At 61.1% G+C, this 24,221-nt stretch carries 22 protein-coding genes; 12 read left to right on the forward strand and 10 right to left on the reverse strand.

Annotation, left to right across the window (positions count from 1 at the left end):
• Positions 1 to 13: 13 nt before the first annotated feature.
• Both AAFP29_RS00480 and AAFP29_RS00485 read right to left on the reverse strand, forming a co-directional pair.
• Positions 14 to 526, reverse strand: coding sequence for a toxin-antitoxin system HicB family antitoxin (locus AAFP29_RS00480; protein ID WP_419215337.1), 513 nt, complete (start codon positions 524 to 526; stop codon positions 14 to 16).
• A gap of 135 nt (positions 527 to 661) precedes the next feature.
• Positions 662 to 1,297: a hypothetical protein gene (locus AAFP29_RS00485; protein ID WP_419215338.1), complete on the reverse strand. Its 636-nt coding sequence runs from the start codon at positions 1,295 to 1,297 to the stop codon at positions 662 to 664.
• A gap of 566 nt (positions 1,298 to 1,863) precedes the next feature.
• Between AAFP29_RS00485 and dnaB the strand changes: the two genes are divergently transcribed.
• On the forward strand, positions 1,864 to 4,029 hold the full coding sequence (dnaB, locus tag AAFP29_RS00490) for a replicative DNA helicase (protein ID WP_419216310.1): 2,166 nt from the start codon (positions 1,864 to 1,866) through the stop codon (positions 4,027 to 4,029).
• 13 nt (positions 4,030 to 4,042) lie between these two features.
• Here dnaB and AAFP29_RS00495 read toward each other — a convergent pair whose 3' ends face one another.
• Positions 4,043 to 4,597 carry an SRPBCC family protein gene (locus tag AAFP29_RS00495; protein WP_419215339.1) on the reverse strand — a complete coding sequence of 185 codons (555 nt, stop codon included), beginning with the start codon at positions 4,595 to 4,597 and terminating at the stop codon, positions 4,043 to 4,045.
• Between the two features lie 433 nt (positions 4,598 to 5,030).
• Between AAFP29_RS00495 and AAFP29_RS00500 the strand changes: the two genes are divergently transcribed.
• On the forward strand, positions 5,031 to 6,362 hold the full coding sequence (locus AAFP29_RS00500; protein WP_419215340.1) for a haloacid dehalogenase-like hydrolase: 1,332 nt from the start codon (positions 5,031 to 5,033) through the stop codon (positions 6,360 to 6,362).
• Positions 6,363 to 6,385: 23 nt separating this feature from the next.
• Here AAFP29_RS00500 and AAFP29_RS00505 read toward each other — a convergent pair whose 3' ends face one another.
• The gene (locus AAFP29_RS00505; RefSeq protein WP_419215341.1) at positions 6,386 to 6,853 is read right to left on the reverse strand and encodes a MarR family winged helix-turn-helix transcriptional regulator; all 468 of its coding nucleotides are present in this window, start codon (positions 6,851 to 6,853) and stop codon (positions 6,386 to 6,388) included.
• Between the two features lie 66 nt (positions 6,854 to 6,919).
• Between AAFP29_RS00505 and AAFP29_RS00510 the strand changes: the two genes are divergently transcribed.
• Positions 6,920 to 9,034, forward strand: a complete 2,115-nt coding sequence (locus tag AAFP29_RS00510; protein ID WP_419215342.1) for an MMPL family transporter — start codon at positions 6,920 to 6,922, stop codon at positions 9,032 to 9,034.
• A 47-nt stretch (positions 9,035 to 9,081) separates the two neighbouring features.
• Positions 9,082 to 9,696 (forward strand): lipocalin family protein, encoded by a 615-nt coding sequence (locus AAFP29_RS00515; RefSeq protein ID WP_419215343.1) that lies wholly within the window; start codon positions 9,082 to 9,084, stop codon positions 9,694 to 9,696.
• Between the two features lie 18 nt (positions 9,697 to 9,714).
• On the opposite strand, the gene AAFP29_RS00520 is transcribed toward AAFP29_RS00515, so the two are convergent.
• Positions 9,715 to 10,590, reverse strand: coding sequence for a hypothetical protein (locus tag AAFP29_RS00520; protein ID WP_419215344.1), 876 nt, complete (start codon positions 10,588 to 10,590; stop codon positions 9,715 to 9,717).
• Between the two features lie 380 nt (positions 10,591 to 10,970).
• Entirely contained in the window at positions 10,971 to 11,477 is a 507-nt protein-coding gene (locus tag AAFP29_RS00525; RefSeq protein ID WP_419215345.1) for a winged helix-turn-helix transcriptional regulator, read from the reverse strand.
• A gap of 101 nt (positions 11,478 to 11,578) precedes the next feature.
• On the opposite strand from AAFP29_RS00525, the gene AAFP29_RS00530 reads away from it, so the two are divergent.
• Positions 11,579 to 12,358 (forward strand): crotonase/enoyl-CoA hydratase family protein, encoded by a 780-nt coding sequence (locus AAFP29_RS00530; protein WP_419215346.1) that lies wholly within the window; start codon positions 11,579 to 11,581, stop codon positions 12,356 to 12,358.
• A gap of 28 nt (positions 12,359 to 12,386) precedes the next feature.
• Positions 12,387 to 14,891, forward strand: coding sequence for a molybdopterin-dependent oxidoreductase (locus AAFP29_RS00535; protein WP_419215347.1), 2,505 nt, complete (start codon positions 12,387 to 12,389; stop codon positions 14,889 to 14,891).
• Between the two features lie 40 nt (positions 14,892 to 14,931).
• Here AAFP29_RS00535 and AAFP29_RS00540 read toward each other — a convergent pair whose 3' ends face one another.
• Positions 14,932 to 15,564 (reverse strand): TetR/AcrR family transcriptional regulator, encoded by a 633-nt coding sequence (locus AAFP29_RS00540; protein WP_419215348.1) that lies wholly within the window; start codon positions 15,562 to 15,564, stop codon positions 14,932 to 14,934.
• A gap of 179 nt (positions 15,565 to 15,743) precedes the next feature.
• Between AAFP29_RS00540 and AAFP29_RS00545 the strand changes: the two genes are divergently transcribed.
• From AAFP29_RS00545 to AAFP29_RS00565, 5 genes are read left to right on the forward strand one after another with little or no spacing between them, the layout of a single operon-like run.
• Complete coding sequence (locus AAFP29_RS00545) at positions 15,744 to 16,949, forward strand: lipid-transfer protein (protein ID WP_419216311.1); 1,206 nt, start codon at positions 15,744 to 15,746, stop codon at positions 16,947 to 16,949.
• 37 nt (positions 16,950 to 16,986) lie between these two features.
• On the forward strand, positions 16,987 to 17,421 hold the full coding sequence (locus AAFP29_RS00550) for an SRPBCC family protein (protein ID WP_419215349.1): 435 nt from the start codon (positions 16,987 to 16,989) through the stop codon (positions 17,419 to 17,421).
• A complete protein-coding gene (locus AAFP29_RS00555; protein WP_419215350.1) occupies positions 17,418 to 18,299 on the forward strand; it encodes a MaoC/PaaZ C-terminal domain-containing protein in 882 nt (293 codons plus the stop codon). The genes AAFP29_RS00550 and AAFP29_RS00555 overlap by 4 nt, the downstream gene beginning before the upstream one ends.
• Positions 18,300 to 18,325: 26 nt before the next feature.
• On the forward strand, positions 18,326 to 19,204 hold the full coding sequence (locus AAFP29_RS00560; RefSeq protein ID WP_419215351.1) for an SDR family oxidoreductase: 879 nt from the start codon (positions 18,326 to 18,328) through the stop codon (positions 19,202 to 19,204).
• Between the two features lie 18 nt (positions 19,205 to 19,222).
• Complete coding sequence (locus tag AAFP29_RS00565; RefSeq protein WP_419215352.1) at positions 19,223 to 20,491, forward strand: acyl-CoA dehydrogenase family protein; 1,269 nt, start codon at positions 19,223 to 19,225, stop codon at positions 20,489 to 20,491.
• Positions 20,492 to 20,501: 10 nt separating this feature from the next.
• On the opposite strand, the gene AAFP29_RS00570 is transcribed toward AAFP29_RS00565, so the two are convergent.
• Positions 20,502 to 21,611: a glycerate kinase gene (locus tag AAFP29_RS00570; RefSeq protein ID WP_419215353.1), complete on the reverse strand. Its 1,110-nt coding sequence runs from the start codon at positions 21,609 to 21,611 to the stop codon at positions 20,502 to 20,504.
• 584 nt (positions 21,612 to 22,195) lie between these two features.
• On the opposite strand from AAFP29_RS00570, the gene AAFP29_RS00575 reads away from it, so the two are divergent.
• The gene (locus AAFP29_RS00575; protein WP_419215354.1) at positions 22,196 to 22,780 is read left to right on the forward strand and encodes a transglycosylase SLT domain-containing protein; all 585 of its coding nucleotides are present in this window, start codon (positions 22,196 to 22,198) and stop codon (positions 22,778 to 22,780) included.
• Between the two features lie 37 nt (positions 22,781 to 22,817).
• Here AAFP29_RS00575 and AAFP29_RS00580 read toward each other — a convergent pair whose 3' ends face one another.
• Both AAFP29_RS00580 and AAFP29_RS00585 read right to left on the reverse strand, forming a co-directional pair.
• Positions 22,818 to 23,435 (reverse strand): MspA family porin, encoded by a 618-nt coding sequence (locus tag AAFP29_RS00580; protein ID WP_419215355.1) that lies wholly within the window; start codon positions 23,433 to 23,435, stop codon positions 22,818 to 22,820.
• Between the two features lie 113 nt (positions 23,436 to 23,548).
• Entirely contained in the window at positions 23,549 to 24,217 is a 669-nt protein-coding gene (locus tag AAFP29_RS00585; RefSeq protein ID WP_419215356.1) for an MspA family porin, read from the reverse strand.
• Positions 24,218 to 24,221 lie beyond the last annotated feature (4 nt).

Genomic DNA, 24,221 nt, shown 5'->3' on the forward strand with positions numbered 1-24,221 from the left:
GTCGAGGGAGTGGTTAACGAACCCAGCCGGTGAAATTCGAACCGGACTCGCGTCGCGGTGCTGCGGACTGGGTGGTCGCCCTGTTGTCGAGCGCGGTCGCGACGGCGCGGACGAGCCAGTTGTTGACCGATACTCCGTCACTGGCGGCGGCGGCCTCGGCCCGTTGTTTGAGGTGATCGGGGAGGCGAAGGGTGACCCGGGCGGTGGTGCCGTCATCGGATGAGTCGGGGACGGTCGCCCTAGCGGCGGTCGTTGCTGCATCGTCACTCGATGCGATTGGCGTCGGCGGTGCTGTCACCACGAACTCAGGGTCGCGACCGCGCAGACGTACTTCCACCGACCCCGGGGCGAGGTCACTCGTAATCTCGCCGGCCGCCGTCGACAATGCGTCGAGCAGGACGAGGCGCGCTGCGGCGTCGAGCGATGCGGTTAGTCGCTCGGCGAGGTCGCGGGCATCGTCGCCGCCGGCTGCTGCGGCGACGGCGAGCTGGTTGCGGAGGTCGTCGACATATCGGGAGAGGTGCATGACGTCAGTTTGGCGTCATCGTGGCGTCAATGTCAAGGGCGGCGGTATATGCCCAGTTCACGACATATTCATTGCAGGAAGCCATTGTGCGTGACGATGGCAATTGACGTCATGATGACGTCATAGACGCGCTTGCTACTTGGGCGGCGAGAAACCCAGCGGCAGCTGGTTCCAGTAGCGCAAGCGCGCGGGCAGATATCGCGGCGCGGGGTTGGCGTTATGCGCGGTGTCGTCGGCCGGGTAGAAGAATTTGTGCCACGCGCGGGTGAAGATCAGGGCACGAGCGCCGGTGGTGCACGCGACGACGTTGGGACGCGGGACGGTACATGTGGTGCCGCCGACGGTGAGCCGCTTGCCGACGCCCAGCGTCGGCGGACGGAATCCCGACGTCGGAGTCAGTTGGGTATTGGGGCCGAAGATTCCCTTCGGGGTGACCCACCAAGGCCCCTGCTGATCGCCGGAAATGGTGGCTCCCTGTGTTCCGGGTGGCGCCGTAGCGGGGGTGCCTTTGCAGCTCACATAGCGGTATGTCGGACCGAACGAGCAGAGCCACTGGCCCGCGGCGAAGAAACTACGACCGTTGTCGGAGTAAGCCAGTGACCGGAACTTCGTCGGGTTCACCGGTTGATAGCGGGTCAAGTCGAATTCGACGGGCAGTGTCGGACCCGACGGCGCCGCATCTGCGGCGCCGGCGCCAAGTGTCGCGAATGACGTCAGCGCGACGATCGTCACTGTCGCGCGCTTCATCACCCTCATCAAGCGGGTCGTCATTTCGTGGTCCTCTCGGGTCCGCCCGACTCCTCGGCACATGCCGAACCATTCCACCACGCCGCCAAGGCGGCGCGTGGGCGAAGGCGCGAATCGGCGATGTTCGATTGCGCCCGATTCGCCCGTAACGGGATGTTCACGGAGTCGTTGAATTCAGTCAGTTGCATGTACAAATCGACACGCCCGACATTCACAATCGCACGACACGCCGACGAACCTGAAATTTCTCACCTGTGCATAGAGAACGTCACCTCTACCTGCGGATTCAGATAGATCTTCCACAGAAGTCCCCAAGTTACCCACAGGTGGTCAACAAGCGCTCCTGCGCTGTGCCCAAACGCTCCACATCTTGTCCACAGAGTTATTCACACCCGGGTTTGAGTGATCTGCATTCGCGCTTTATGGTTCGGTTCGCGGTAGTTGCCGGCGTCGTAAAACTCGTTCCTGTCAGACCCAAACGGTATGACGAGAAGGTCCGACGTGAGCGCGTCATCGGTGGAAAATGCGTGAGAGGTAAGACGGACTTGGCAGTAGTCGACGACCGGGGCCATGAAGAGGCTCCCGAGGAGATGCCAGCCGAAGAATTCGGCCGGCAACCGCCGCAAGACTTGGCGGCTGAGCAATCAGTGCTCGGCGGAATGATGCTGTCCAAAGACGCTATCGCTGACGTGCTGGAGAAACTTCGCCCCGGCGATTTCTACCGACCCGCCCATCAAGCTGTCTATGACGCCGTACTGGAGCTTTACGGCAAAGGTGAGCCGGCCGATGCCGTCACGGTCGCGGCCGAGCTTGACCGTGCCGGCGAGCTGAAACGGGTCGGCGGAGCCCCGTACTTACATACGCTCATCTCCACCGTGCCGACGGCGGCGAACGCTGGGTACTACGCCGAGATTGTCGCCGAGAAGTCGATCCTGCGACGCCTCGTAGAGGCAGGCACCCGCATTGTGCAGTTCGGATATGCCGGCAGTGACGGACAAGATGTTGCCGAGGTCGTCGACCGCGCTCAGGCCGAGGTCTATGAGGTCACCGAGCGGAACACCTCCGAAGACTATGTCGCGCTGGAAGAACTGCTGCAGCCGACGATGGACGAGATCGACTCCATCGCATCACGCGGAGGCATCTCGCTTGGTGTACCGACTGGCTTCGCCGACCTCGATCGGCTCACCAATGGCTTACACGCCGGACAGATGATCATCGTTGCGGCGCGTCCGGGTGTGGGCAAGGCGCTCGCGCTCGACACGCCACTACCGACGCCGACCGGATGGACCACGATGGGCACCATCGCTGTCGGCGAGCACTTGCTCGATGCGCAGGGACGCCCGACTAAGGTTGTCGCGGCCACCGAGGTGATGACTGAGCGGCCCTGCTACGAAGTGGAATTCTCCGATGGCGCCGTGCTGGTTGCCGACGAGGAGCATCAGTGGGTGGCTGAGGTCGACGGCGAGCGCGACGTAATGACTACCGCGGCGTTACGCGCGAAGGTTGGCAAAGCCGTCGTGCGGAATACCGCTCCGTTGGAGTTGCCGAACCGGCGCTACGTCTATGGGCCGTACACCGTTGCGGCACTTGCCGGTATGGCTTTTGACGATCCTGAAATCGGGATGCGGATCGACGCCGAGGGGCCCGTCGACGTGATGACGTTGATGGCCGATCTGGGCGGCCGGATCCCCTTCGAGTATCTGCGCGGTTCGATCGCGCAACGTCGGGCATTGCTCGCCGGTTTGCTGGACGCACGGGCCATCGTTGAAGACGATGGCTGGATCACGGTACCGGCCGCTACTCGGCATATGACTGACGTCGTGGCCGATCTTGCTGCGGGACTTGGGTATACGTATCGAGTGTCGGCGACCGGCTGGGTTCGAGTAGACGCCGACGATGACGTATTCACGTTGCACCACAAGGCGATTCGACATAAGGAGTTGCGCCGGGCGTCGGGGGTGCGTCGCATCGTTGCGATCCGTCCGGTCGATTCGGTGCCGGTTCGTTGTGTTCAGGTCGACAATGCCGACTCGATGTATCTCGCGGGCGAATCCATGGTGCCAACGCATAATTCGACATTGGCGATGGACTTCCTGCGGTCGTGCTCGATTCACAACGGCAAGACCAGCGCCATGTTCTCTCTCGAGATGAGCAAGACCGAGATCGTCATGCGATTGCTCTCGGCCGAGGCGAAAATCAAACTGGCAGATATGCGTTCGGGTTCGATGACCGACGACGACTGGTCGCGATTGGCCCGGCGCATGGGCGAGATTTCCGAGGCCCCGCTATTCATCGATGATTCGCCGAACCTCACGATGATGGAGATTCGCGCGAAGGCGAGACGGTTGAAGCAACGCCACGATTTGTCGCTCGTCGTCATCGACTACATGCAGTTGATGTCGTCGGGTAAGAAGGTCGAGTCCCGACAGCAGGAAGTCTCCGAGTTTTCGCGGTCAATCAAGTTGTTGGCCAAGGAACTTGAGGTTCCGGTGGTCGCCATCTCGCAGCTGAACCGCGGTCCCGAGCAGCGCACCGATAAGCGGCCGCAGGTGTCGGACCTTCGTGAGTCGGGCTCGCTGGAGCAGGACGCCGACATGGTCATCTTGCTGCACCGGCCCGACTCAATCGAGCGTGACGATCCCCGTGCGGGCGAGGCCGACATCATCGTCGGCAAACACCGTAATGGTCCGACGGCGACGATCACCGTCGCGCATCAGCTGCACCTGTCGCGGTTCGTCGATATGGCGCGCGGGTAGGGATTGCACCCCACTACGCAGAGAAGGCCCGACGAATACCGAATCTGATAAATGGCTTGGCAAATACTGCCGTCCAACCGATCGGCAGGAACCCGAAGAACTTCGGGCTGAACGCCAACGTGCAAGTGACGGTACTTCCGGATGGGGTTTGCTCGACCGACCAACGTTCGACATACGATTTGACGGCCAGCGGAATCGATATGCCGGTCCCCGCAGCGGTCACTCCGTTCGGTTGTTCATCGACTACCCGCGATGTTGTCGCAATGAGCCCCCGATAGGTGCGAGTTCCGTTCTCGACAACTGGTCCGGAAAATGCTGGTTGCGCGCCAACGGTGGGGCCGGACTGCAGCCGTTGCCGTACCTCCGGTGCTGACTCTGGAAGATCAACGGTGACGGTAGCCGACCACGGAGCAGCCTTGATGAAGCTATCCGCGTTTGTCGGCGCGGACAGGGCGAATCTACGTGGCCCCTTCGCTCCACTTGCCAAGATTGCGAGGAGGGTGAGGCCGAGTGCAGCCAAGATCCCGAGGACGACGAGGACGATGATGACTATCAGAAGTTTGCTCATGTGGACTTCCTGATCGGTGAAGTGGCTGAGATGGCCGCCGGCGTACCGATAGTAACGGCTAATCCAAGTATATGTAACCCAAATTCACATAAAAACTTTCGCCGAGGCTGAAATGCCCAAAAGTGCTGTTCACGCCGATGTTCGCGGACTCGGCAGAACGCCGAACTTCCGACGTTGGGCTGGGGCGGATGTGATCGCCCGGGTATCCGATGGATAAGCGTTAGTCGACGTAGGATGTCACGGGCCGCCCCACTATCAGTGCACTCCAGAAGCGGATGCGGTCGAATTCTGGGCGTACCGGAGCGCCCGAGAATAGTGACGGCGATCGTTCCAACCCTGGCCGCCGCAATCTCGAAAGCCGTTGTACCTCTAGTGTTCACCCGCTGGCCGGATCGGCCGATGAGTATTCGGCACGCATCGTCCAGTCGTGGTTATGATGCTCCCCACCGACCGTCAGGACCCCGACATGATCCCTCGTCGCTCGATTCTCGTAGCCGCTGCGGTCGCGCTCACCATTGGGGTGTCCGCATGTTCCTCGGATGCCGAACAGACTGCGGCGACGTCGTCGAAGGCTGACGCGAATGTCTGTGCGGTCTTGGCAGACTCACCTCCCTGGTACGGCGACAATGTGGCTCGCATCAACGAGATGCTGCGCCAGTACGGTAGTTGTGCGGGCCACACGGCGTCGACCACAGTGGGTGGCAAAGCTCCGCTGGCCTTGTTCGACTGGGATAACACGGTCGTGCGCAACGACATTGGCAATGCGACCTTCTACTGGATGGTCGCGCACGACAAGATCCGGCAGCCAGCTGGCGGCGACTGGGCCACCACCAGTAGTTACTTGACCCCCGATGCACGAGCCGCTCTCGCCAAAGCCTGCGGTAGCGCCGCCGCTGCGGGCCAACCGCTACCGACCTCCCGTACCCCCGACTGCGCCGATGAACTGTTGGCCATCTACGGCGATGCCACGACCACTGACGGCAAAGACGCATACGGCAACTACAACCACCGCGAAATGGAACCCGCCTACGCGTGGCTGGCCCAGCTATTCGCCGGCTGGACCCCGGCGGAGATCGGCCAGTTCGCGACCAGCGCACGGGATCGGGCACTCGCGGCTCCAATCGACGGCACCGAAACGATCGGCACCACCAAAGTCGACGCCGGAGTTCGATACTACGACCAGATCAAGAATCTGTTTGCCGCGTTGCGCGCCAACGGTTTTGACGTCCGGATAATCTCCGCCTCGCCCGAGCGGGTAGTCCAGGTGTGGGCAAAGCCCCTCGGTTTCGCCGATGACAAGACGATGGGAATCCAGTCGCGTCTGACGCGTGGAACCTATACGAGCAATATCGTTGGCTGCGGCGGTCGGGCCGACAACACCGTGATCACTTACATCGACGGCAAGCGCTGCCGAATTAACGAGCAGGTTCTCGGCATCGCCGGCGACAAGGCGTTCGAACAGGCTCCGGCCGATCGCCGCCAAGTCTTTGCCGCCGGTGATTCCGACACCGACCTCACCTTTCTGTCGGATGCGACCGGCCTACGCCTGGCCATCAACCGAAACAAGACCGCGCTGATGTGCAGCGCCTACGCCGACGTCGACAATCGCTGGATCGTCAACCCGATGTTCATCGACCCCAAACCGGTGCAGGACAAGCTCTACGCCTGCGCCACCGAAGGCGGTATCTCCGCGGATGGCAAGGACATTCCCGCGAAGGTGGACGGACAATCGATCGGCGACCAAACCGACCGGGTCCACGGCTGAACTCAGCCCGAAGGGCGTCGCCGTTATCCCTCGAATTCCGCCGAGTACTTGACCATCGCCTCAATCAGCGCATTGAGCACTCTTTCGGCGGTGATCAGGTCCTCATCGGCGAAACCCGACAGCGTTTCATGGGTTAGGTCGCCCAACGGGCCGAAGAACTCCCGCGCCAACTCCATTCCACGTTTGTCGTAGTGAAGGGTCAGCCGACGTCGGTCTTGCGGATCGGGCTCTCTGCGAATATGGCCGGACGCAACCATCCGATCGACCAGGTACGTCATCGCGGCCGACGTCAGCCCCAGCGAAGCGGCGAGGCGGCCCGCAGTGGTCGGTTCGCCGGCAGAATCGGCGACCATAACGCGGAGCAGTGCTTGAAAGTCGTTGGCGCCGAGGTTGTGTTGCCCCGCGAAGATACGGCCGATTTGCTCGGACTCCGCCGTCAACGCGCGTATCGCGGATGACAGCGACGTCTCCAGTTGTGCGCGGTCGGGCATCCCTGAAGTGTACGACGGCAAATTAGTTAAGTTGCTTAATAGTTCAAACTTTGAGACGCTGTCGAGGTGACTACCTCCACCTGGGATCGCGTGGCGTCAGTTGTCACCGCGAAGCGTTCGTGGGCTTTGGGCCTGGCAGTTCTGATCATAGGACTCGGCTTCATGACTCTGGTCGGCGAAAATGACTCCGGCGACGACGCTCCGAACTCGCTTCCAATCTCAACGCAGTCGTCGCAGATCAAAGACGTCGAGGCAGCGTTCCCGGACAGCGGTGTCGCATCAGCCATCCTGGTGGCCACGCGATCAGACAGTGGAGAACTGACCGACGCCGACAAATCGGCGATCGAGGCCGCAAGCGACCGCATGCTCGCTGTCGACAGGTCGCTCACCGACAAGAATGCGGCATCGCCGGTCGCGGTATCGGAGGACAAGAAGTCGGCGGTGGTCGCCATCCCCGTCTCGGCAGAACTCAATGGTTTCGGCCTGCGCGATACCGTCGATGAGTTGCGCACCGCCGCGGCCTCGGGTTTGCCGCCAACTTTGACGACGCACGTAACCGGCGGGCCCGCATTTGCCGCCGACATCGCCAACTCCTTTTCCGGAGCCAATGTCACGCTACTTCTAGTCACCGCATTGGTCGTGGCGCTGCTTTTGATCGCCACCTATCGATCGCCGGTGTTGTGGCTCGTGCCGCTGATCGTGGTCGGGATTGCCGACCGCGTCGCGAGTAGTGCTGGCACCGCGCTCGCGAACGTGACCGGCCTGAGCTTCGATGGCTCGACGTCCGGCATCACCAGCGTCCTGGTGTTCGGTGCCGGCACGAATTATGCGCTGCTCCTGATTTCGCGGTATCGAGAGGAACTGCACAATTTCGCCGACCATCGGGCGGCGCTTCGACTGGCGGTGCGCCGCGCCGGCCCGTCGATCCTCGCGAGCAATCTGACTGTCGTGCTGGCATTGCTCATCCTGTTGTTGGCGACGTTGCCGAATACCCGGAGCCTTGGCGTATTCGGGGCGGTGGGATTGGTGATCGCTGCGGTGTTCGTCCTGTTGGTTCTGCCCGCGGCGTTGGCGCTATTTGGCCGAAAGTTATTCTGGCCCTTCATTCCGCGATATTCGGGATCCGGTGAACCTGAGCGTGATTCGGTCACCGACACTGGAGTCTGGCACCGCATCGCAACCGTGGTTGTCGACAATCCGTGGCGAGCCGCGATTGCATCGGTTGTAGTGCTGGCGATCTGTGCGAGCGGTCTGTTGACCGCTTCTATCGGCCTCTCCCAAACGGAGCAGTTCCGAGTCACCGCTGATTCGGTCGCCGGATTCGACACCCTCGGTCAACACTTTCCAGCGGGCGAATCGGACCCGACTGTTGTCACTGCCGCAACATCGACGGCGCCGGCTATCGAAAGTCGGCTCAAGGCCGTCGATGGGGTGGAATCAGTACGTGCGACCGGCGAGTCCGAAACCGGTCAGACGCGCTGGAGCCTAGTGCTGGATTCCGCGCCGGCGTCCGCGGAGTCATTCAAAACCATTGAGTCCATTCGTAATTCGGTTGCCGACGTCGATGACGCCGATGCCCTCGTCGGTGGCAGTGACGCACAGGCGCTCGACGAACGGGACGCGGCCGCACGGGATCGACTGGTCATTATTCCGTTGATCTTGTGTGTAGTACTGGGTGTGCTCTTCCTACTACTGCGGGCAGTCGCCGCTCCGATCGTCTTGATCTGCGCGACGGTCGCGAGTTCGGTCGGAGCAATCGGCCTTGGCAGTTGGGTAAGCAAGTATGTCTTCGGCTTTCCCGCTCTCGACAACAACGTCGTGCTGTTCTCTTTCCTCTTTCTAGTGGCACTGGGCGTGGATTACACGATCTTCCTTGTCACCCGCGCCAAAGAGGAGAACTCCGCGCACCCGATCAATATCGCGATGATCCGGGCCGTATCGGCAACCGGCGCGGTCATTACCAGTGCGGGAATCGTGCTGGCGGCGGTCTTCTGCGTGCTTGGAATCCTTCCGCTCATCACGCTGACCCAGCTGGGAATCATCGTCGGCCTGGGCATTCTCCTCGATACCTTCCTGGTTCGAACGGTCCTCGTCCCAGCATTATTCACGCTGGTCGGGGAGCAAATCTGGTGGCCATCGACGACGAGGAAGGAGTCGGATCACGCCGTACAGCATCGATAGTCCATCCGAGTAAAAGACTCCGCAACCTGAGGAATAGAAGGTCTCACATGAAATTCGTACCTTCCCTGCGCGCCAGGGCTTCAATTATGGTCGTAGTGGCGCTAGCACTGACATTCGTGGGATTACTGGGCGAGGGTTCGGCAAGTGCCGGCCCTGGGCAACTGCAACCGATCAGCAAACTAGATGTTGCGCGATATCTTGGCGTCTGGAATCAGGTTGCCGCGATTCCGCAACCATTCAACGTCGATTGTCTAAGCAGCACGCAAGCGAAGTACAGCAAGATTGACGATCGAAATATCCGAGTGGAGAATACCTGCATTCGAAACAACGGCAGTCGAAATCGAATTGTTGGAAATGCCCGCGTCAATGACTTGAAGACACTCGCGCAGCTTCACGTGAGCTTCCCGGGAGTGCCATTTCAGGGCAGCAAATCCGGACCAACCAACTACGTGGTGACTTATATTGCGCCGGACTACTCGTGGGCTCTTGTTGGCGACCCGAATCGGCTGTCCGGATTCGTCTTGAAGAGAACTCCCGACGTCTCCAAGAAACAATGGGATTCGATAAAGAAGGTCATCTCCGCGCGCGGCTACAACACATGCTTCTTCCTGGTCACTCCGGTTCGAGGGAAGGGCACACCGGCGCCGTTGTGCACGCGCTGACACCCGTTGAGTAACTGATCACACCAGTTCGAATTTGTCGGAGTCGACTTCTTCATGCGACGAGTCGTCGTTATGAGAATCTTCGTCGCGTCCGTCTTCGTTCCGGTCGGGACGCCGCCGCCACGAGTTGACGGCGGCGAGCCCGATCAGCAGGAGGACACCGAACATTGCTCCGGTGATGACGGACCAACTGACATGCTCGGCGACCGTTGCCGACGAGGGGGCCGCCGATTGTTCGGCTGGCGTCGTAGGGCCGCTCTCCTCATCGGGCGGCGCCAGATTGGCCTGAGCACTGTCCAAACTGCTGGTGATGGAGCTCAGGGTTCCGTCCAATTGCTTCACGCCGGAGTTGACCTTTTTGGCGGCTGACAAGGTATCGGCCCTGGCCGACGACAGTTTCGTCAAGCCTGACCGCAACTGTCGGGCTGCTGTTCTAGCTTGCGAGATGGCGGCGTCCGCACTGCCCGCTGATCGGTTCAGAGCGCCGCGCATCGTTCCGAGTTCAGTTTGGAGCTGACCTAGTGACGCCAATTGCGAGGCGATCGCGCGGCTAGATTGTTGCAAGGTCCGAAGACGCTGCAGAGCATCTTTGGAGCCCGGCGTCTGCGCAGTTGCCAAGTAGTCGATCAGCGGGGTCACCAATGAATCGAGCTGCTTTACCGACGCGGACAATGACTTGGCCTGGGTGAGCGCACCGGAAATCGCGAGTGAACCGTCATTGATCTGCTTCGCCGCTCCTGATAGGTTCGGCGCGTTTTGCAACGACATCACCAGCTCATTCGACGCGCTGGTCGCGGTATCGACGGCATCGAACAAATCACGAGCACCGCCGGTAACAGTCGTGATGCTCCCAGTGGCGCCGTTAACCGCACTCGACATCAATTGCAAGAGCATCTTGGCCGACGATATGGACTCGGCTGCCGAGTCAATGTGTTCAGCCGGTGGCCGAGGATCAGGTTCGGCTGGCTTCTGTTCTGGCGTGGGGAAGATCAAATAGGCCCCACTGCCGACGATTAAGGTTCCCAAGAATATCGCGAGAAATCCGGTTGCGGACAGTGGTATCGACGTTTTCTTGGATCTAGCCAGTTTGCCAGATATCGCCCGTATACTCGGAATGATCGTCAACTTTCTCCACGCACATGTTTTTCGCCACGCTACCCGCGACATCTGTGCAGCAGGTCGCTGCTTGTCGATTCTCAGCGGATTCTACGGAGAGTCTTGAAAGTCCTTCAGGTGCTCTGGGGGCTATTCATAAATAGCGGCTCCACCAGGTTTCACTTCTCAGGTTTCCCGAACCGTCTCACAAAAGCCGGTAGCTTCATCAGTACCTCGGGAAAGCCGGGCCCGACCCGCACACTGATGTCACGGTGACGGACCTCGTCGCCGCATTCCCGGCAGACCACCGCGGCCTCGAGATCGTGACCGCAGCTGTTGTGGTGCAAGATCATTGGGGCACCCTGATCGCCGCTCATCCAGCGATCACCCCACGAATTTATGGCGGCGACGACGCCGAAGAGGTCGCTACCCTTCTCGGTGAGCAGATATTCGTGACGAATCGGATCGGTCTGATAGATCTCCCGCGAGACGATGCCGCTGTCGGCCAGGGTCCGTAGCCGGTCGGTCAGGGTTGATCGAGCGATGCCTAGGGTCGTCACCAACCCGTCGAACCGAGTTTCGCCGTAAAAGAGCTCACGCAGAATCAGGAGTGTCCAACCGTCGCCGACCAGGCCGACGGTACGTGCGACCGAGCATGGCCAGCGTTCGAAAGATTCGCGTTTCACCTGGCCAGAATATCAGTCTGTTTTGCAGACGCACTTGTGGAAGCACCGGTTGGGCAGCTAGGGTCCGAGTGAGTCTTGATTCCGAACTCAGGAGGTTATCCGTGGGTGAGACAATAACGCTCGAGCGCGACGGACATGTTCTGCTCATCGGTCTGAACCGGCCGGCCAAGCGAAACGCTTTCGATCGGCAGATGCTCGGTGAGCTTGCCGAAGCGTATGGCGTCCTGGAGAGCGACGACGAGATTCGCAGCGGAGTTCTCTTCGCGCACGGTGACCATTTCACCGGTGGCCTCGACCTCGCCGACGTCGTCGGCGATATTGCGGCCAACTCGATGTCGATTCCGGAGAACAGTCGGGACCCCTGGCGTCTCGACGGCCCCTGGGCCACGCCGCTAGTCGCAGCTGCCCAGGGATGGGTGATGACATTGGGCATCGAACTACTCCTCGCTGCCGACATCCGCGTCGCGGCCGCTGACGCGCGCTTCACTCAATACGAAGTACGTCGCGGAATCTTCCCCTTCGGCGGTGCGACGTTGAGATTCCCCCGGGAAGCCGGCTGGGGCAATGCCATGCGCTGGATGTTGACCGGTGCGGAATTCGACGCCGCCGAAGCGTTGCGGCTGGGCCTTGTTCAGGAGGTCGCCGACGATGCGACAACCGCCCGCGAGCGCGCGGTTGCCATCGCCAGAGAGATCGCGAATAGTGCTGCGCCACTGGGAGTTCGGGCCACGCTCGAAGCAGCGCAGGACGGACTGTCGCAAGGTGTCCCGGTGGCCGCTGAGTTGCGCTCGAAGGTCGCGGGGCTATTCGCCACCGCAGACGCGGCGGAAGGCGTCCAGTCCTTCATCGAACGCCGCGACGCCGTCTTTACCGGTCGCTGAGCCCACCGGCGACATTGAGGAGAACGCGATGCCCACCCCGAAAGAGTCGACGCGTAGCCCCGAAGGTGACTGGCTCAAAACGGCTTGCATTCTCTGCGAATGTAATTGCGGCCTCGAGGTGCTCCTCGATGACCGTCAACTGAAGAAGATTCGGGGCGACAAAGAGCATCCCGGTTCGGCTGGCTACACCTGCGAGAAGCCGCTGCGGCTCGACTACTACCAGAACGGACCGCATCGCCTCACCTCGCCGATGCGCCGCACCGCCACCGGCGAGTATGAGGAAATCGATTGGGACACAGCACTTGACGAGATTGCGGACCGCCTACGGCAGGTGAAGGACGAGCATGGTGGCGAGTCGATCTTCTTCTACGGCGGCGGCGGACAGGGCAATCACCTCGGTGGAGCTTACGGTCGCTCCCTATTCGCCGCGGTCGGCGCTCGCTATATGTCAAACGCGTTGGCGCAGGAGAAAACCGGCGAGGCGTGGGTGGATCAACAGCTCTACGGAAACCACACCAGCGGTGACTTTGAGAACACCGAAGTGGCTATCTTCATCGGAAAGAATCCGTGGCAGTCACATGGCGTTGCTCGCGCCCGGCCGGTTCTCCGCGAGATTTCACGAGATCCTGATCGCGCGATAGTCGTCATCGACCCGCGTCGGTCGGAGACCGCTGACATCGCAGACTTCCATTTGCAGATCCGCCCAGGGACCGATGTCTGGTGCGTGTCGGCGATAGTGGCGACCCTCGTGCAGGAAGACTTGTACGACAAGATATTTCTGACCGAGCGCACCACCGGTAGTGACGAGGTGCTGCGTCACCTACGGCTCGTTGACATCCCAACCCACGCCCGACGTTGTGGCGTCGATGAAGAACTTCTCCGCACAGTCGCCCGCCGGATCGCCGGCGCGAAGAGCGCCGCAACCTATGAAGATCTCGGCGTGCAACAGTCACCCAACAGCACGCTGGTCGCATATCTCAACAAGATGATGTGGATGCTCACCGGCAACTTTGGCAAACCCGGTGGGGTACATATCCATTCATGGATGGTGCCGATCACTGGTCGATGGCATCCCGTTCCGTCTGCCAAGCCGATTCGGGCGCGTCGAGCGCGCAAGGCTGTCGGTCAGTTCGCGATGAGCAATGGTTCGGCACTGATTCGACGCGGAATCGCCTCTGCGGCAAAGTCATCCACGTTCGGATCGCTCACCGACAGGGTTGCGACTATCGGCCTGGATGCCTTCTTCGACGCGGTTGCGGTAGACACGGCGCGACGTATCGCCGATTCGATCGGGCGACCGGACGAGGATGGTGTCACACCGGTTGGTGGGGCTCGCATTCAATACGGCCTGACCCCGTGCAACGCCATCGCCGACGAAATCCTCACCGACCACCCGGACCGACTGCGCGCGATGTGGATCGACGCGTCCAATCCCGCACATTCACTGGCCGAGTCGGCACGTTTTCGTGACGCGATGCGTGCCCTCGACTTGACGGTGGTTATCGACGTGGCGATGACCGAGACCGCCCGTCACGCTGACTACGTACTGCCGGCTGCCAGCCAGTTCGAAAAACATGAGGCGTCGCTGTTCACTCTCCACTTCCCACACAACGCATTTCAGGTTCGGCGGCCACTTGTCGCTCCGCTAGTGGGGACTCGTGACGAACCGTGGATCTATGCCCAGATCATCGATCGTCTCGGAGTCTTGGACACTTCGGTGATCGGCGATCTCGTCTCCGCCGCCCGCTGCGGTCGCTCCGCATTCGCACTGGCATTCTTCAGCACCATCGAGGCGCGGCCGGACCTGGCCGGTCTGGTGCCCTATCTGCTGTACCGCACCCTCGGCGAGACATTCGACGACGGGGAGCAAGCGCTTGCACTGATCTGGGGCATGGCGCAGTTGGCCGCGATCGCGCAGCCGGACGCTGTTGCCCGTGCGGGCTTCGGCGGCAATGGTTTTGCGAGGGGTGAGGCTCTTTTCGAGGCGATTCGATCGACCTACTCCGGTGTTCAGTTCACCGACGATCGGTACAGCGACGCGTGGGGATACGTTCAGCACGATGACCGACGTATCCATCTGGAGATTCCCGAATTACTCCATGAGTTCGCGCGCTTGCGTGACTCCGAGCCGCCGCGCCTACCGGCCGAGTACCCGTTCATTTTGTCCGCTGGTGAACGTCGTGCCTTCACGGCCAACGTCATCATCCGAAACCCGCAGTGGCGCAGGCGTGATGCGGCCGGGGCGCTACGGATCAATCCCGATGACGCCGCGACTTTGGGTATCGAGACTGGTGCATCGGTTCGAGTCGTGACCGAAGCTGGCGCTGCCCAGACCACCGTCGAGGTCAGTGACATGATGCAAGCCGGGCATATCTCGCTACCCAACGGAATGGGCGTGACCTACCCGACCGATGATGGTGTGGAGACCGTTGGTGTCCCCCTCAACACGCTGACCTCAGCGGCTCGCCGCGACAAGTTCTTCGGCTCTCCGTGGCACAAGTACATACCGGCACGGATCGAAGTTGATCGGTAGTTGTTGCCTAGGCATGAGAGCTATTGTGCGTAAATAACTTTCACTCGTCGAGGAACTCGCCGGCACCCAACCGTAGTTGTGCACACGCTCGCTGCCACCGGCGTCGAGCTCGCTCGGGGTCGTCGGAGATGTAGTTGGCCACTTGAATCCCGCGCAAGGCATCCATCGCGGTGTACACGAATTGCCGTGCCTCCTCGCGTCTCAGCTCGTCAGGCACCGTGCGGGCGATCGCTTCGAATAGGGCGTCGTTGACGACCGGTTCGACGCGCCGCATCTCGGCGGCGAGGTGCGCATCGGTCCGGCCGGCCATCCATAATTCCATCACCGCTATCGCCAGCGGCCCTTGGTGAAATTCCCAAAGCAGATCGAACAAGATTCCGATCGGATCGTCGCCCAACGTCAGGCGCCCCAATTCGCCGATCGCTGTTTGTACCCGTCGTTGGGCGAGATGGCTGATGGCGGCGACCATCAGATCCTGACGCGATCCGAAATGATGTACTTGCGCGCCACGCGTGACACCGGCTTGGGCGGCGATGCGCGGCGTCGTCGCGCCCGCATATCCGTAGGTGACGAGGCAGTCGATCGTCGCATCGAGTAGCCGCGTCCGGGTCTCGGCAGAGCGTTGTTCCTGCGTGCGCCGGGCAGGAGCGGTCGCCGCGCGCGGCAATCTCATGTGGTCCGGGTCCGTACTGGCATGCCTTGTACCGTAGTCGCCCACCTCGGCGTCGATGGCATGAGTGCGTGCGACCGCCGGAGATAATGTGATATACCTCACTGACATACATGCACACATGTATGTATGTTTCTGGCAGTCGCGAGACTCGCGAAGACCTCGTCGAATCCAGGAGGACGTTGATGAACAAGGTGTATGTGGTCGGCGTCGGGATGACCAAGTTCGAAAAGCCGGGCCGACGGAGCAACGACGACGGCAGTCCGTGGGATTACCCGGATATGGCGCGCGAATCCGGAACCAAGGCGCTGGCTGACGCGGGCCTGTCTTACGACGTGATTCAACAGGCGTATGTCGGGTACGTATACGGGGAGTCGACCTCGGGGCAGCGCGCTGTCTACGAACTGGGGATGACGGGCATTCCGGTGATCAACGTGAACAACAACTGCTCCACCGGGTCGACCGCGTTGTATCTGGCCGCGCAGGCAATCCGCGGCGGTCTGGCCGAATGCACGCTGGCCCTCGGATTCGAAAAGATGCAACCCGGCTCGCTGGGTTCCAGTTACGACGATCGCGAACAACCTCTTGCCAACCATCTACAGGCGCTTGCGGAGATCTCCGAGGTGCTCTTTCCGCCCGCTCCGTGGATGTTCGGAGCTGCGGGACGCGAACACATGAGGGAATTCGGCACTACCGCGGAGCATTTCGCCAAGATCGGGCTGAAAAACCATAGTCACTCGGTGAACAATCCATACGCGCAGTTCCAGGACAGCTACTCGATGGATGAAATCCAGGGGTCACGAATGATCTATGACCCACTGACCAAACTCCAGTGCTCGCCGACGTCGGACGGCTCCGGCGCCGCGATCCTAGCCAGCGAGGCATTCGTCGACGCGCACGGTCTCGCGAGCCGAGCAGTCGAAATCGTCGGGCAAGAAATGACGACCGACTTCCGGTCGACCTTCGACGGAACCTGCAAAAGCATTGTCGGACATGACATGAACGTCAAAGCTGCCCGCAGTGTGTACGACCAATCCGGCCTGGGACCGGAGGACTTCCAGGTCATTGAGCTGCACGATTGCTTCTCTGCCAATGAGTTACTCCTCTACGAGGCACTTGGACTGTGCGATGAGGGTGACGCCGGGCGCCTTATCGACGATGGTCAGACGACCTACGGAGGTCGATGGGTAGTCAATCCGTCCGGTGGGCTCATCTCGAAGGGACATCCGCTCGGCGCGACCGGTCTGGCGCAGTGCGCGGAACTCACCTGGCAATTGCGCGGCGATGCCGACAAGCGACAGGTCGACGACGTGTCCGCGGCCCTCGCGCACAACATCGGCCTGGGCGGCGCGGCCGTCGTCACCGCGTACCAACGCGCCGAACGCTAAATCCCCTCCCGCTCAACGCATTCAAAGGAGAATCATCATGGGACATATCGAATCCACCAAAACCGTCGACGCACCGCCTGCCGCGCTGTGGGCGACCATCTCCAATCCGGGAACGTGGAGCGACTGGTTTTCCATCCACGAGCGCTGGATGGAAGAGCCGCCCGCCACCCTTGAGGCCGGTGCCGAGTTGACCGCGAAGATCGTAATGCTCGGCATGGCAAACAAGATCGAGTGGGTGGTAGCCGCGGTAGACGCGCCGACGTCGATGACACTGACCGGAACCGGAATGGCAGGCGTCAAAGTCGAATTCACCTTCACACTCAAGCCGGTGGACGGCGGAAGTGAGGTTACGGTGTCCGGTGACTTCGAGGGTTCGCTGATCAAGGGAGCACTGGGCAAGGCGGTGGAGAAGGACGGCCGCAACCAATTGGAGAAGTCGCTCAACGCATTAGAGGCTTTGGCCCTGGCATGACGACTCTCGACAACAGCGTCGAATTCGACGAAGCGGGCCTCGGCGTCTGGAGTGACGAGGAGCGCTTTGACGTCACCGGTGAACGAATCGCCGAGTACGCGATAGCTACCAATGACCCGATCGAGGTACATCGTGAGGGTTTGGTCGCCCCGCCGGTATTCGCCATCGTGCCAGTCTTCGATTCGATGCTCACGCCGGTGATCGATGTTGCCCCGATCGAGATCTTCGGTCGAGTTGTCCACGGCGAGCAGGACTTTCGATTTCATCGGCCGATCAAGCCGGGTGAGACGCTGGTCTCTCGGGCGCGCGCGGTGGGATTCACCGGCAAGCCCAAAGGCAGCACGATAACCGTCAATATCGAATGCCGTTCGGAGACAGGGGAACTGGTCAACGAGCAGTACCTGACCGCATATTTCCGGAATGTCGATGCGCGGCGGACCGTCGGCGAGCAGGCGCCCGAACACCGCGTAGACGAGGCTATCCGAGCCACCACTCCGCTGGCCGTCGTCGAACAGCACGTGGACGATGATCAAACCTACCGCTACGCACCGGCTTCCGGTGATCCAGTTCCGCTGCACCTCGATGACGAAGTCGCCAAGGGCGCAGGTCTGCCAGGGATCATCGCGCACGGACTGTGCACGATGGCATTCGCGTCCTGGGCGGTACTGACTGAGACCGCCAATTCCGACGTCGCGCGTATTCGACGACTCGCGGTGCGCTTCGCCGCACTGGTCTTCCCGGGCGATGATCTGAAAACCCGGATCTGGCAGCTCAGTTCTGAAAACGGTGTCACCACATATGGATTCGAGACCGTTCGGTCCGGGCCGGACGGAGATGTCGTCGTGCTGTCCGACGGCATCGCCGATATCGCGGACTGACCACTCGACAATCGAAAGGACATTTCATGGGAGTACTAGATGGCAAAGTAGCCATCGTTACGGGTGCGGGGCGGGGGATTGGCCGCGAGCATTCGCTGCTATTCGCCGCTGAGGGCGCCGCGGTAGTCGTCAACGATCTCGGCGGAACCAACTCGGGTGAAGGGGCCGATTCCATCCCCGCGCAGGAGGTCGCCGACGAAATCGTCGCGGCAGGGGGCCGCGCGGTCGCCAACACGGACAACGTCGCAACCTTCGATGGAGCGCGGAGCCTCGTCGAGCGGGCGATTTCTGAATACGGTTCACTCGACATCGTCGCGAACAATGCCGGCATTCTGCGGGACGGCTTCATCGCGACGCTGTCCGAAGGTGAGTGGGACGCCGTGATCGCCGTTCATCTCAAAGGACATTTCAATGTGCTCCGGCACGCGGCGGAGTACTGGAAGACACAATCCAAGGCCGGCAACCAGCCAACGGCCGCGGTAGTGAACACTGCCTCGGCGTCGGGCACCACGCTGCCCAATGCGGGCCAGGCCAATTACGGCGCAGCCAAGGCGGGAATCGCTGCTCTGACCCAGGTCGCGGCGGAGGAACTCGGCCGATATGGGGTGCGGGTCAACGCGATCGCTCCGATCGCGCGCACTCGATTGACGCTTGCGACTCCGGGGATGGGTGAAGTCATCGCTGCCGAACACGCCACCCTGAACGAAGGCGATTTCGACGCGTTCAGCCCGGCCAATATCTCACCTTTGGTCGCGCATCTCGTATCCGATGATTGTGCGATCACCGGCAAGGTCTTCGCTGTGCAAGGCGGCGCGATCTCTGAACTGGCGGGCTGGCATGACGTGCGAACCATCGAGACCGAAGGTCCCTGGCAGATCGACGACATAGCCGCCCGACTCTCTTAAAACCCTGGAGCGACAACGATGTTCGAATGGTCTGATACCGATCTGATGATGCGCGACGCCGTTCGCGAGTTCATCGACAAAGAAATCCGCCCCAATCTCGACGACTTGGAACACGGTGACCTACCGCCGTACGACATTCTGCGAAAGCTATGGGCACAGTTCGGCATTGATGTACTCGCTGGTGAAGCGATTGACAAAGCGCTGGCCCGCAAGCGTGCGAAGCAGCAGGCGCTAGACGTGGGTGAGGCACCAGCGGAGAAGAGTCGCGACACGAAGACCTCGGGTGAGGACCCGATGCTGGCTCAGGTATCGGTGGCGGCACTGGTGGTGAGCGAACTCGCAGGTGTCTCGTTAGGGATGGTCGCCGCCGTTGGTGTGAGCCTCGGCTTGGGCGCGGCCACGATCCTCTCGCGCGGCACGCTCGCGCAGCAGGAGCGTTGGGTGCCAGATATCTTGCGCCTCAACAAGGTTGCCTCGTGGGCGATCACCGAGCCGGACTCCGGGTCAGATGCGTTCGGCGGGATGAAGACATATGTCCGGCGCGACGGGGACGACTATATTCTCAACGGGCAGAAGACGTTTATCACCAACGGCCCGTTCGCGGACGTGATCGTGGTCTACGCCAAGCTCGATGACGGCGCGGCAGTGGACAAACGTGATCGCAAGGTGCTGACATTTGTGCTCGATGCCGGTATGCCTGGACTTACCCAGGGAAAGCCGTTCAAGAAGATGGGCATGCATTCGTCGCCGACCGGTGAATTGTTTTTCGCCGATGTCCGTGTGAGTAGGGATCGACTGCTCGGCGAGACAGAGGAACACCAGGGCGGTGATGGAAGAGATAGTGCGCGTGGTGCTTTCACCACGGAACGGATCGGTTGCACAATTCTCGCATTGGGCATCATCAACGAATGTCACCGACTGTGTCTGGACTATGCCAACACCCGGACGCTGTGGGGACAGGAAATTGGACGGTTTCAGCTAATCCAGCTGAAACTCGCCCGGATGGAGATCGCCCGAATCAACGTCCAGAACATGGTGTTCAACGCGCTGGAACGGATGAAGGCGGGAAAGTTGCCGACTCTCGCCGAGGCATCGGCGATGAAGCTCTACTCGTCCGAGATAGCGACCGAGGTGGCTATGGACGCGGTGCAGTTATTCGGCGGCAACGGGTATATGGCGGAGTATCGCGTGGAACAACTTGCGCGAGATGCCAAGTCGCTGATGATCTATGCCGGCAGCAACGAGATCCAGGTGACACATGTGGCCAAGGGGTTACTGGGTCGCTGAGGTTCGGCAGTTAGCGAAGACGTCGGACGGCATGTTCGGCGATCTGCTCCAACAGGTCCCCCGTGAGTAGCGGGTCCGATGCGGTGTCGACATCCGTCCATTCGTCGAGCGCGTATATCCGCCTAAAGCCCGCTCGCGTCCAGTGCTTGTGATCCAACAGGTTTCGCCCCGCGATGGCGACTACAGGAGTCGGAGCGGACCGCCGAGTCAGCACCGAGAGTAGCTTTCCATGCTCGGTTTGGCGGTCGATACTTCCCTCCCCGGTGATCACCACATCAGCATGTGAGGCATGCTTGTCGAACTCAAGCAGATCGAGGAAGAAGTCAGCGCCGGACACCGTCGTGCCACCGAGCAGCATGGCGGCGAATCCCACGCCGCCGGCCGCCCCGGACCCGGGTAGTCGCGCGATCCGCGCGGCATCGCTAAAGCCATTGCGTACCAATATATTTACGAACTGGGCGAGGGACTCGTCCAGTCGGGCGACGATATTCGGATCCGCACCCTTCTGTGGACCGTAGACCCGCGCGGCGCCGCGCGGGCCCGTTAGTGGGTTGAACACGTCCCCCGCGACGACGATCTCGATGTCATGCAATTCGGCCATCGGGTTCACGTCGATCCGATCGATCTCGGAAAGAACTGCCGCACTGGGGATCAGCTCATCGCCGTTGGCGTCGCAGAAGGTATATCCGAGGGCGCTGAGCATTCCGATTCCCGCGTCGGTACTCGCGCTACCGCCGAGCGCGAGTACGAGTCGTCGGGGCCGGTGGTGCATAGCGCTACGTACCGCGTGGCCCAGTCCTACCGTGGACGAGTCCAGCGGCGCCAACACTCCGGGCGGCAATGTGGACATTCCGCAGGTGTTGGCGACTTCCACGACGACGGTATCTGCTCCGACGGCAATCGCGGTCTCATGTTCGTTGCCGAGTGCCGCGGCCACCGTTACGCCCTCGCGGGTAAAGCCGGCCGCTATTGCTGTCTCGACGCTGCCATCGCCGCCGTCGGCGAGTGGCAGCACGGTGGTAGTGGCGTCGGCATTCCGCGCTCCTTGCGCTATCCGGGCAGCGACGTCGGCGGCGGTAAGGCTGCCTTTGAACTTGTCGGGAGCGACGAGAATATGCACGGTAGGACCTTTCGCAGGCGGTCGTACGAACTCCACAATGTCACGGCGAACCTCATTCGCCACAGGCGATTACATGCTCACCAGTCGAGTATCACTAAGGAGAACAAATATTGTGAGTCCGGCCACAATCCGGTAACGATCGAATAAGCCCAGTTCAAATAGACATTTGTCGACCCGATGATGGCTGGCGCGGGGTGGTGAACGCCGGGAATTGCGGAGAGTCCACTGGATTTTCTCAGCCATGTATATCAATCTGTTATCTGACCGGAAACGGGCCAAAAGCCCGAACCCCACCAGAAAGTCGAGTAGCTATGCGGACTCTCCCCGCATGCGCAATCCGCGGTTTCGTCGCGGCTTATGGGGCACCTGCCCTCACTATGGTCGCCTGAGCGATTCTCGTCTGGGCCGTCTCCCGATTGGACGGTTGCGTCATGCGTCGAGGTGGTGCCAGCACCCCTCCGCCAAAAGTTCATCCCATCCCGCGACGATGCTGTCGTGGCGTCTAACCGCGCCGTCGTACCTGGCTGCTCGCTGCTCGGCCCGAATTGAAAATCGTTTGGACCGTACATCTTTAGGAATCATCTATGTCTGTTGTGTCAACTATGCTTCACCGTGTTCGGGTACCTCGAAAGCACTCCCGCTATGTGGCGGGTGCGGTGACACTCGCGGTGGCCGCGGGTGTTTCGGTCGGCTCGGTCGCAGCAACCGAGCCGGCGTACGCCGAGCGGCCCCATCAGGCGGGTGCGCCGCGGACAGCTCCCGCCACGACCGGCGTAGCCGCCGCGATGCCTGCGCTCAAAGGGCCGGTCATCGAGGAGGCATCGCAGAGCAGGCAACTCGCGAAATATGAGAACAACCTGGACGGCTGGATCCGCGAGTCGCTGGAGGTGTTGCGTAAGAACAACATTCCCGCGAGCTACGACGGAATCCACCGGAATATCATGCGTGAGTCGACGGGCAATCCCCGCGCCATCAACTTATATGACTCGAATGCTGCCGCTGGTATCCCGTCCAAAGGGCTACTGCAGGTGATCGACCCGACATTTGCCGCGTATCACGTCAAGGGCACGGCGTTCGACATCTGGAACCCAGTCAGCAACATTGTCGCGGCATGTAACTACGCCGCGCACAACTACGGCTCAATGGATAACGTCAGCGCCGCCTACTGACGCCTCCGTGCCGGGACACCGTTGCCGCGTGATGTATCTACCCGAGGCTGAACGGCTTGCCGTATAGGAAGACCGACTGTGAGACCTTGTCGGTGATCACCCGAACTTTCACATACGCTCGCGCTTGGGCGTATCCAGCGCAGCCGTTGATCATCATCGTCTCGTTGCGGTAGACCACCGCGCCGTTGCCGCCACGGAATTTGACCGCGTTCTCATGTGCGCGAGCCCCGAAGGGGTCCTGATACTCGATGTCGTTGATGAAATAGTTCGCCGCTTGGCCGGGACCGATAGTTACGCCGGCGCCGGTCTGCGCCGTGACCGTCGCATTCTCCGGGGTGTAATTCGACGCGGTGCCGGTAGTGCCGCCATTCGCGCTGCCACCCAAGGTGAGTTGGCATGCCACGATATATCCCGAGCCGATGCCGAATTTCGCGGATTTGTCGGACACCGTGACGTCGTAGCGCCCCGACACCCATGCATTTCGGTGCAGCGGAGTCGAGCCCATCGAGGGATTGATCCGTGCCGATTCGTTGGACCGCTTAATCAGTACCCGAGTGCCGTCCGGAAGCGTCCGACTCAAGGTCTGCGACGGTAGGTGAATATTGGTATCGGCCTGAGCCACTGCGAGATTGGCGAGTGGGATTGCCGCGGTCACGACGACGCCACTGATGGCCGCCCGCCTGACAATAGTGCTGAATCGATTCGATGTGTTCACGTTGAGCTTTCGGTTGCTAGTGCGGCCAGGGTGAAAGTGCTTGTCGGACTGTCTCATCCGATTGAGAAGGGTTTGCCGTACAGGTTGATCTTCTGATGCGGATTGCCCGTCGTCTCCACCGTGGTGAAGGCTCGTGCCTGTGCATAGCCACCACAGTTCTGGATATTCACCTGCGCGTGGTCATAGCCGATGTAATAGGTACCGGGACCTTCGATGTCCTTGACCTCGATCTGCAGGAACACCACCCTGCCGGCTGCCATTGGCACCGTGAGTGTGCCGGAAAGGCTTGGCGCGGTAGTGGATAGGGTGCCTGACAACCCAGCGGCGAGTCCGGAAATATCGACCTGACAGCCGATGATGTACCCGGTGGACAGGGTCGCGGCCGCACCGTTGGTGGCCGTTCCGTTGGAACCGGGGATCTCCCCCTCGCCCGCGGGACCGTTGCTGGGTCCAGCCTTACTCGACTCGAGTTTCGGTGCCCGGAGTTTGACGGTACCGGTTACCCAGGTGGTGCGTGATGCGCCATTCGCGGCCAATGACGGTGAGACTCGCGCACTTTCGTTGGTGCGAGTCAGGGAGATGCCGTCGCCCGTGGCCGTTCCGTTGGGTAGCCGGACGAAGGTGTCGGCACTGGCCGAACCTGTGCCCGTGAGTACGGTGGCGGCCACCGCTGCGGCGGCGAATCCGGCGAGACCGGAAAGTCGTGAAATCGGATGCCTCATCTTC

It is taken from the genome of Gordonia sp. CPCC 205333 (assembly GCF_048537885.1).
Taxonomy (GTDB): Bacteria; Actinomycetota; Actinomycetes; order Mycobacteriales; family Mycobacteriaceae; genus Gordonia.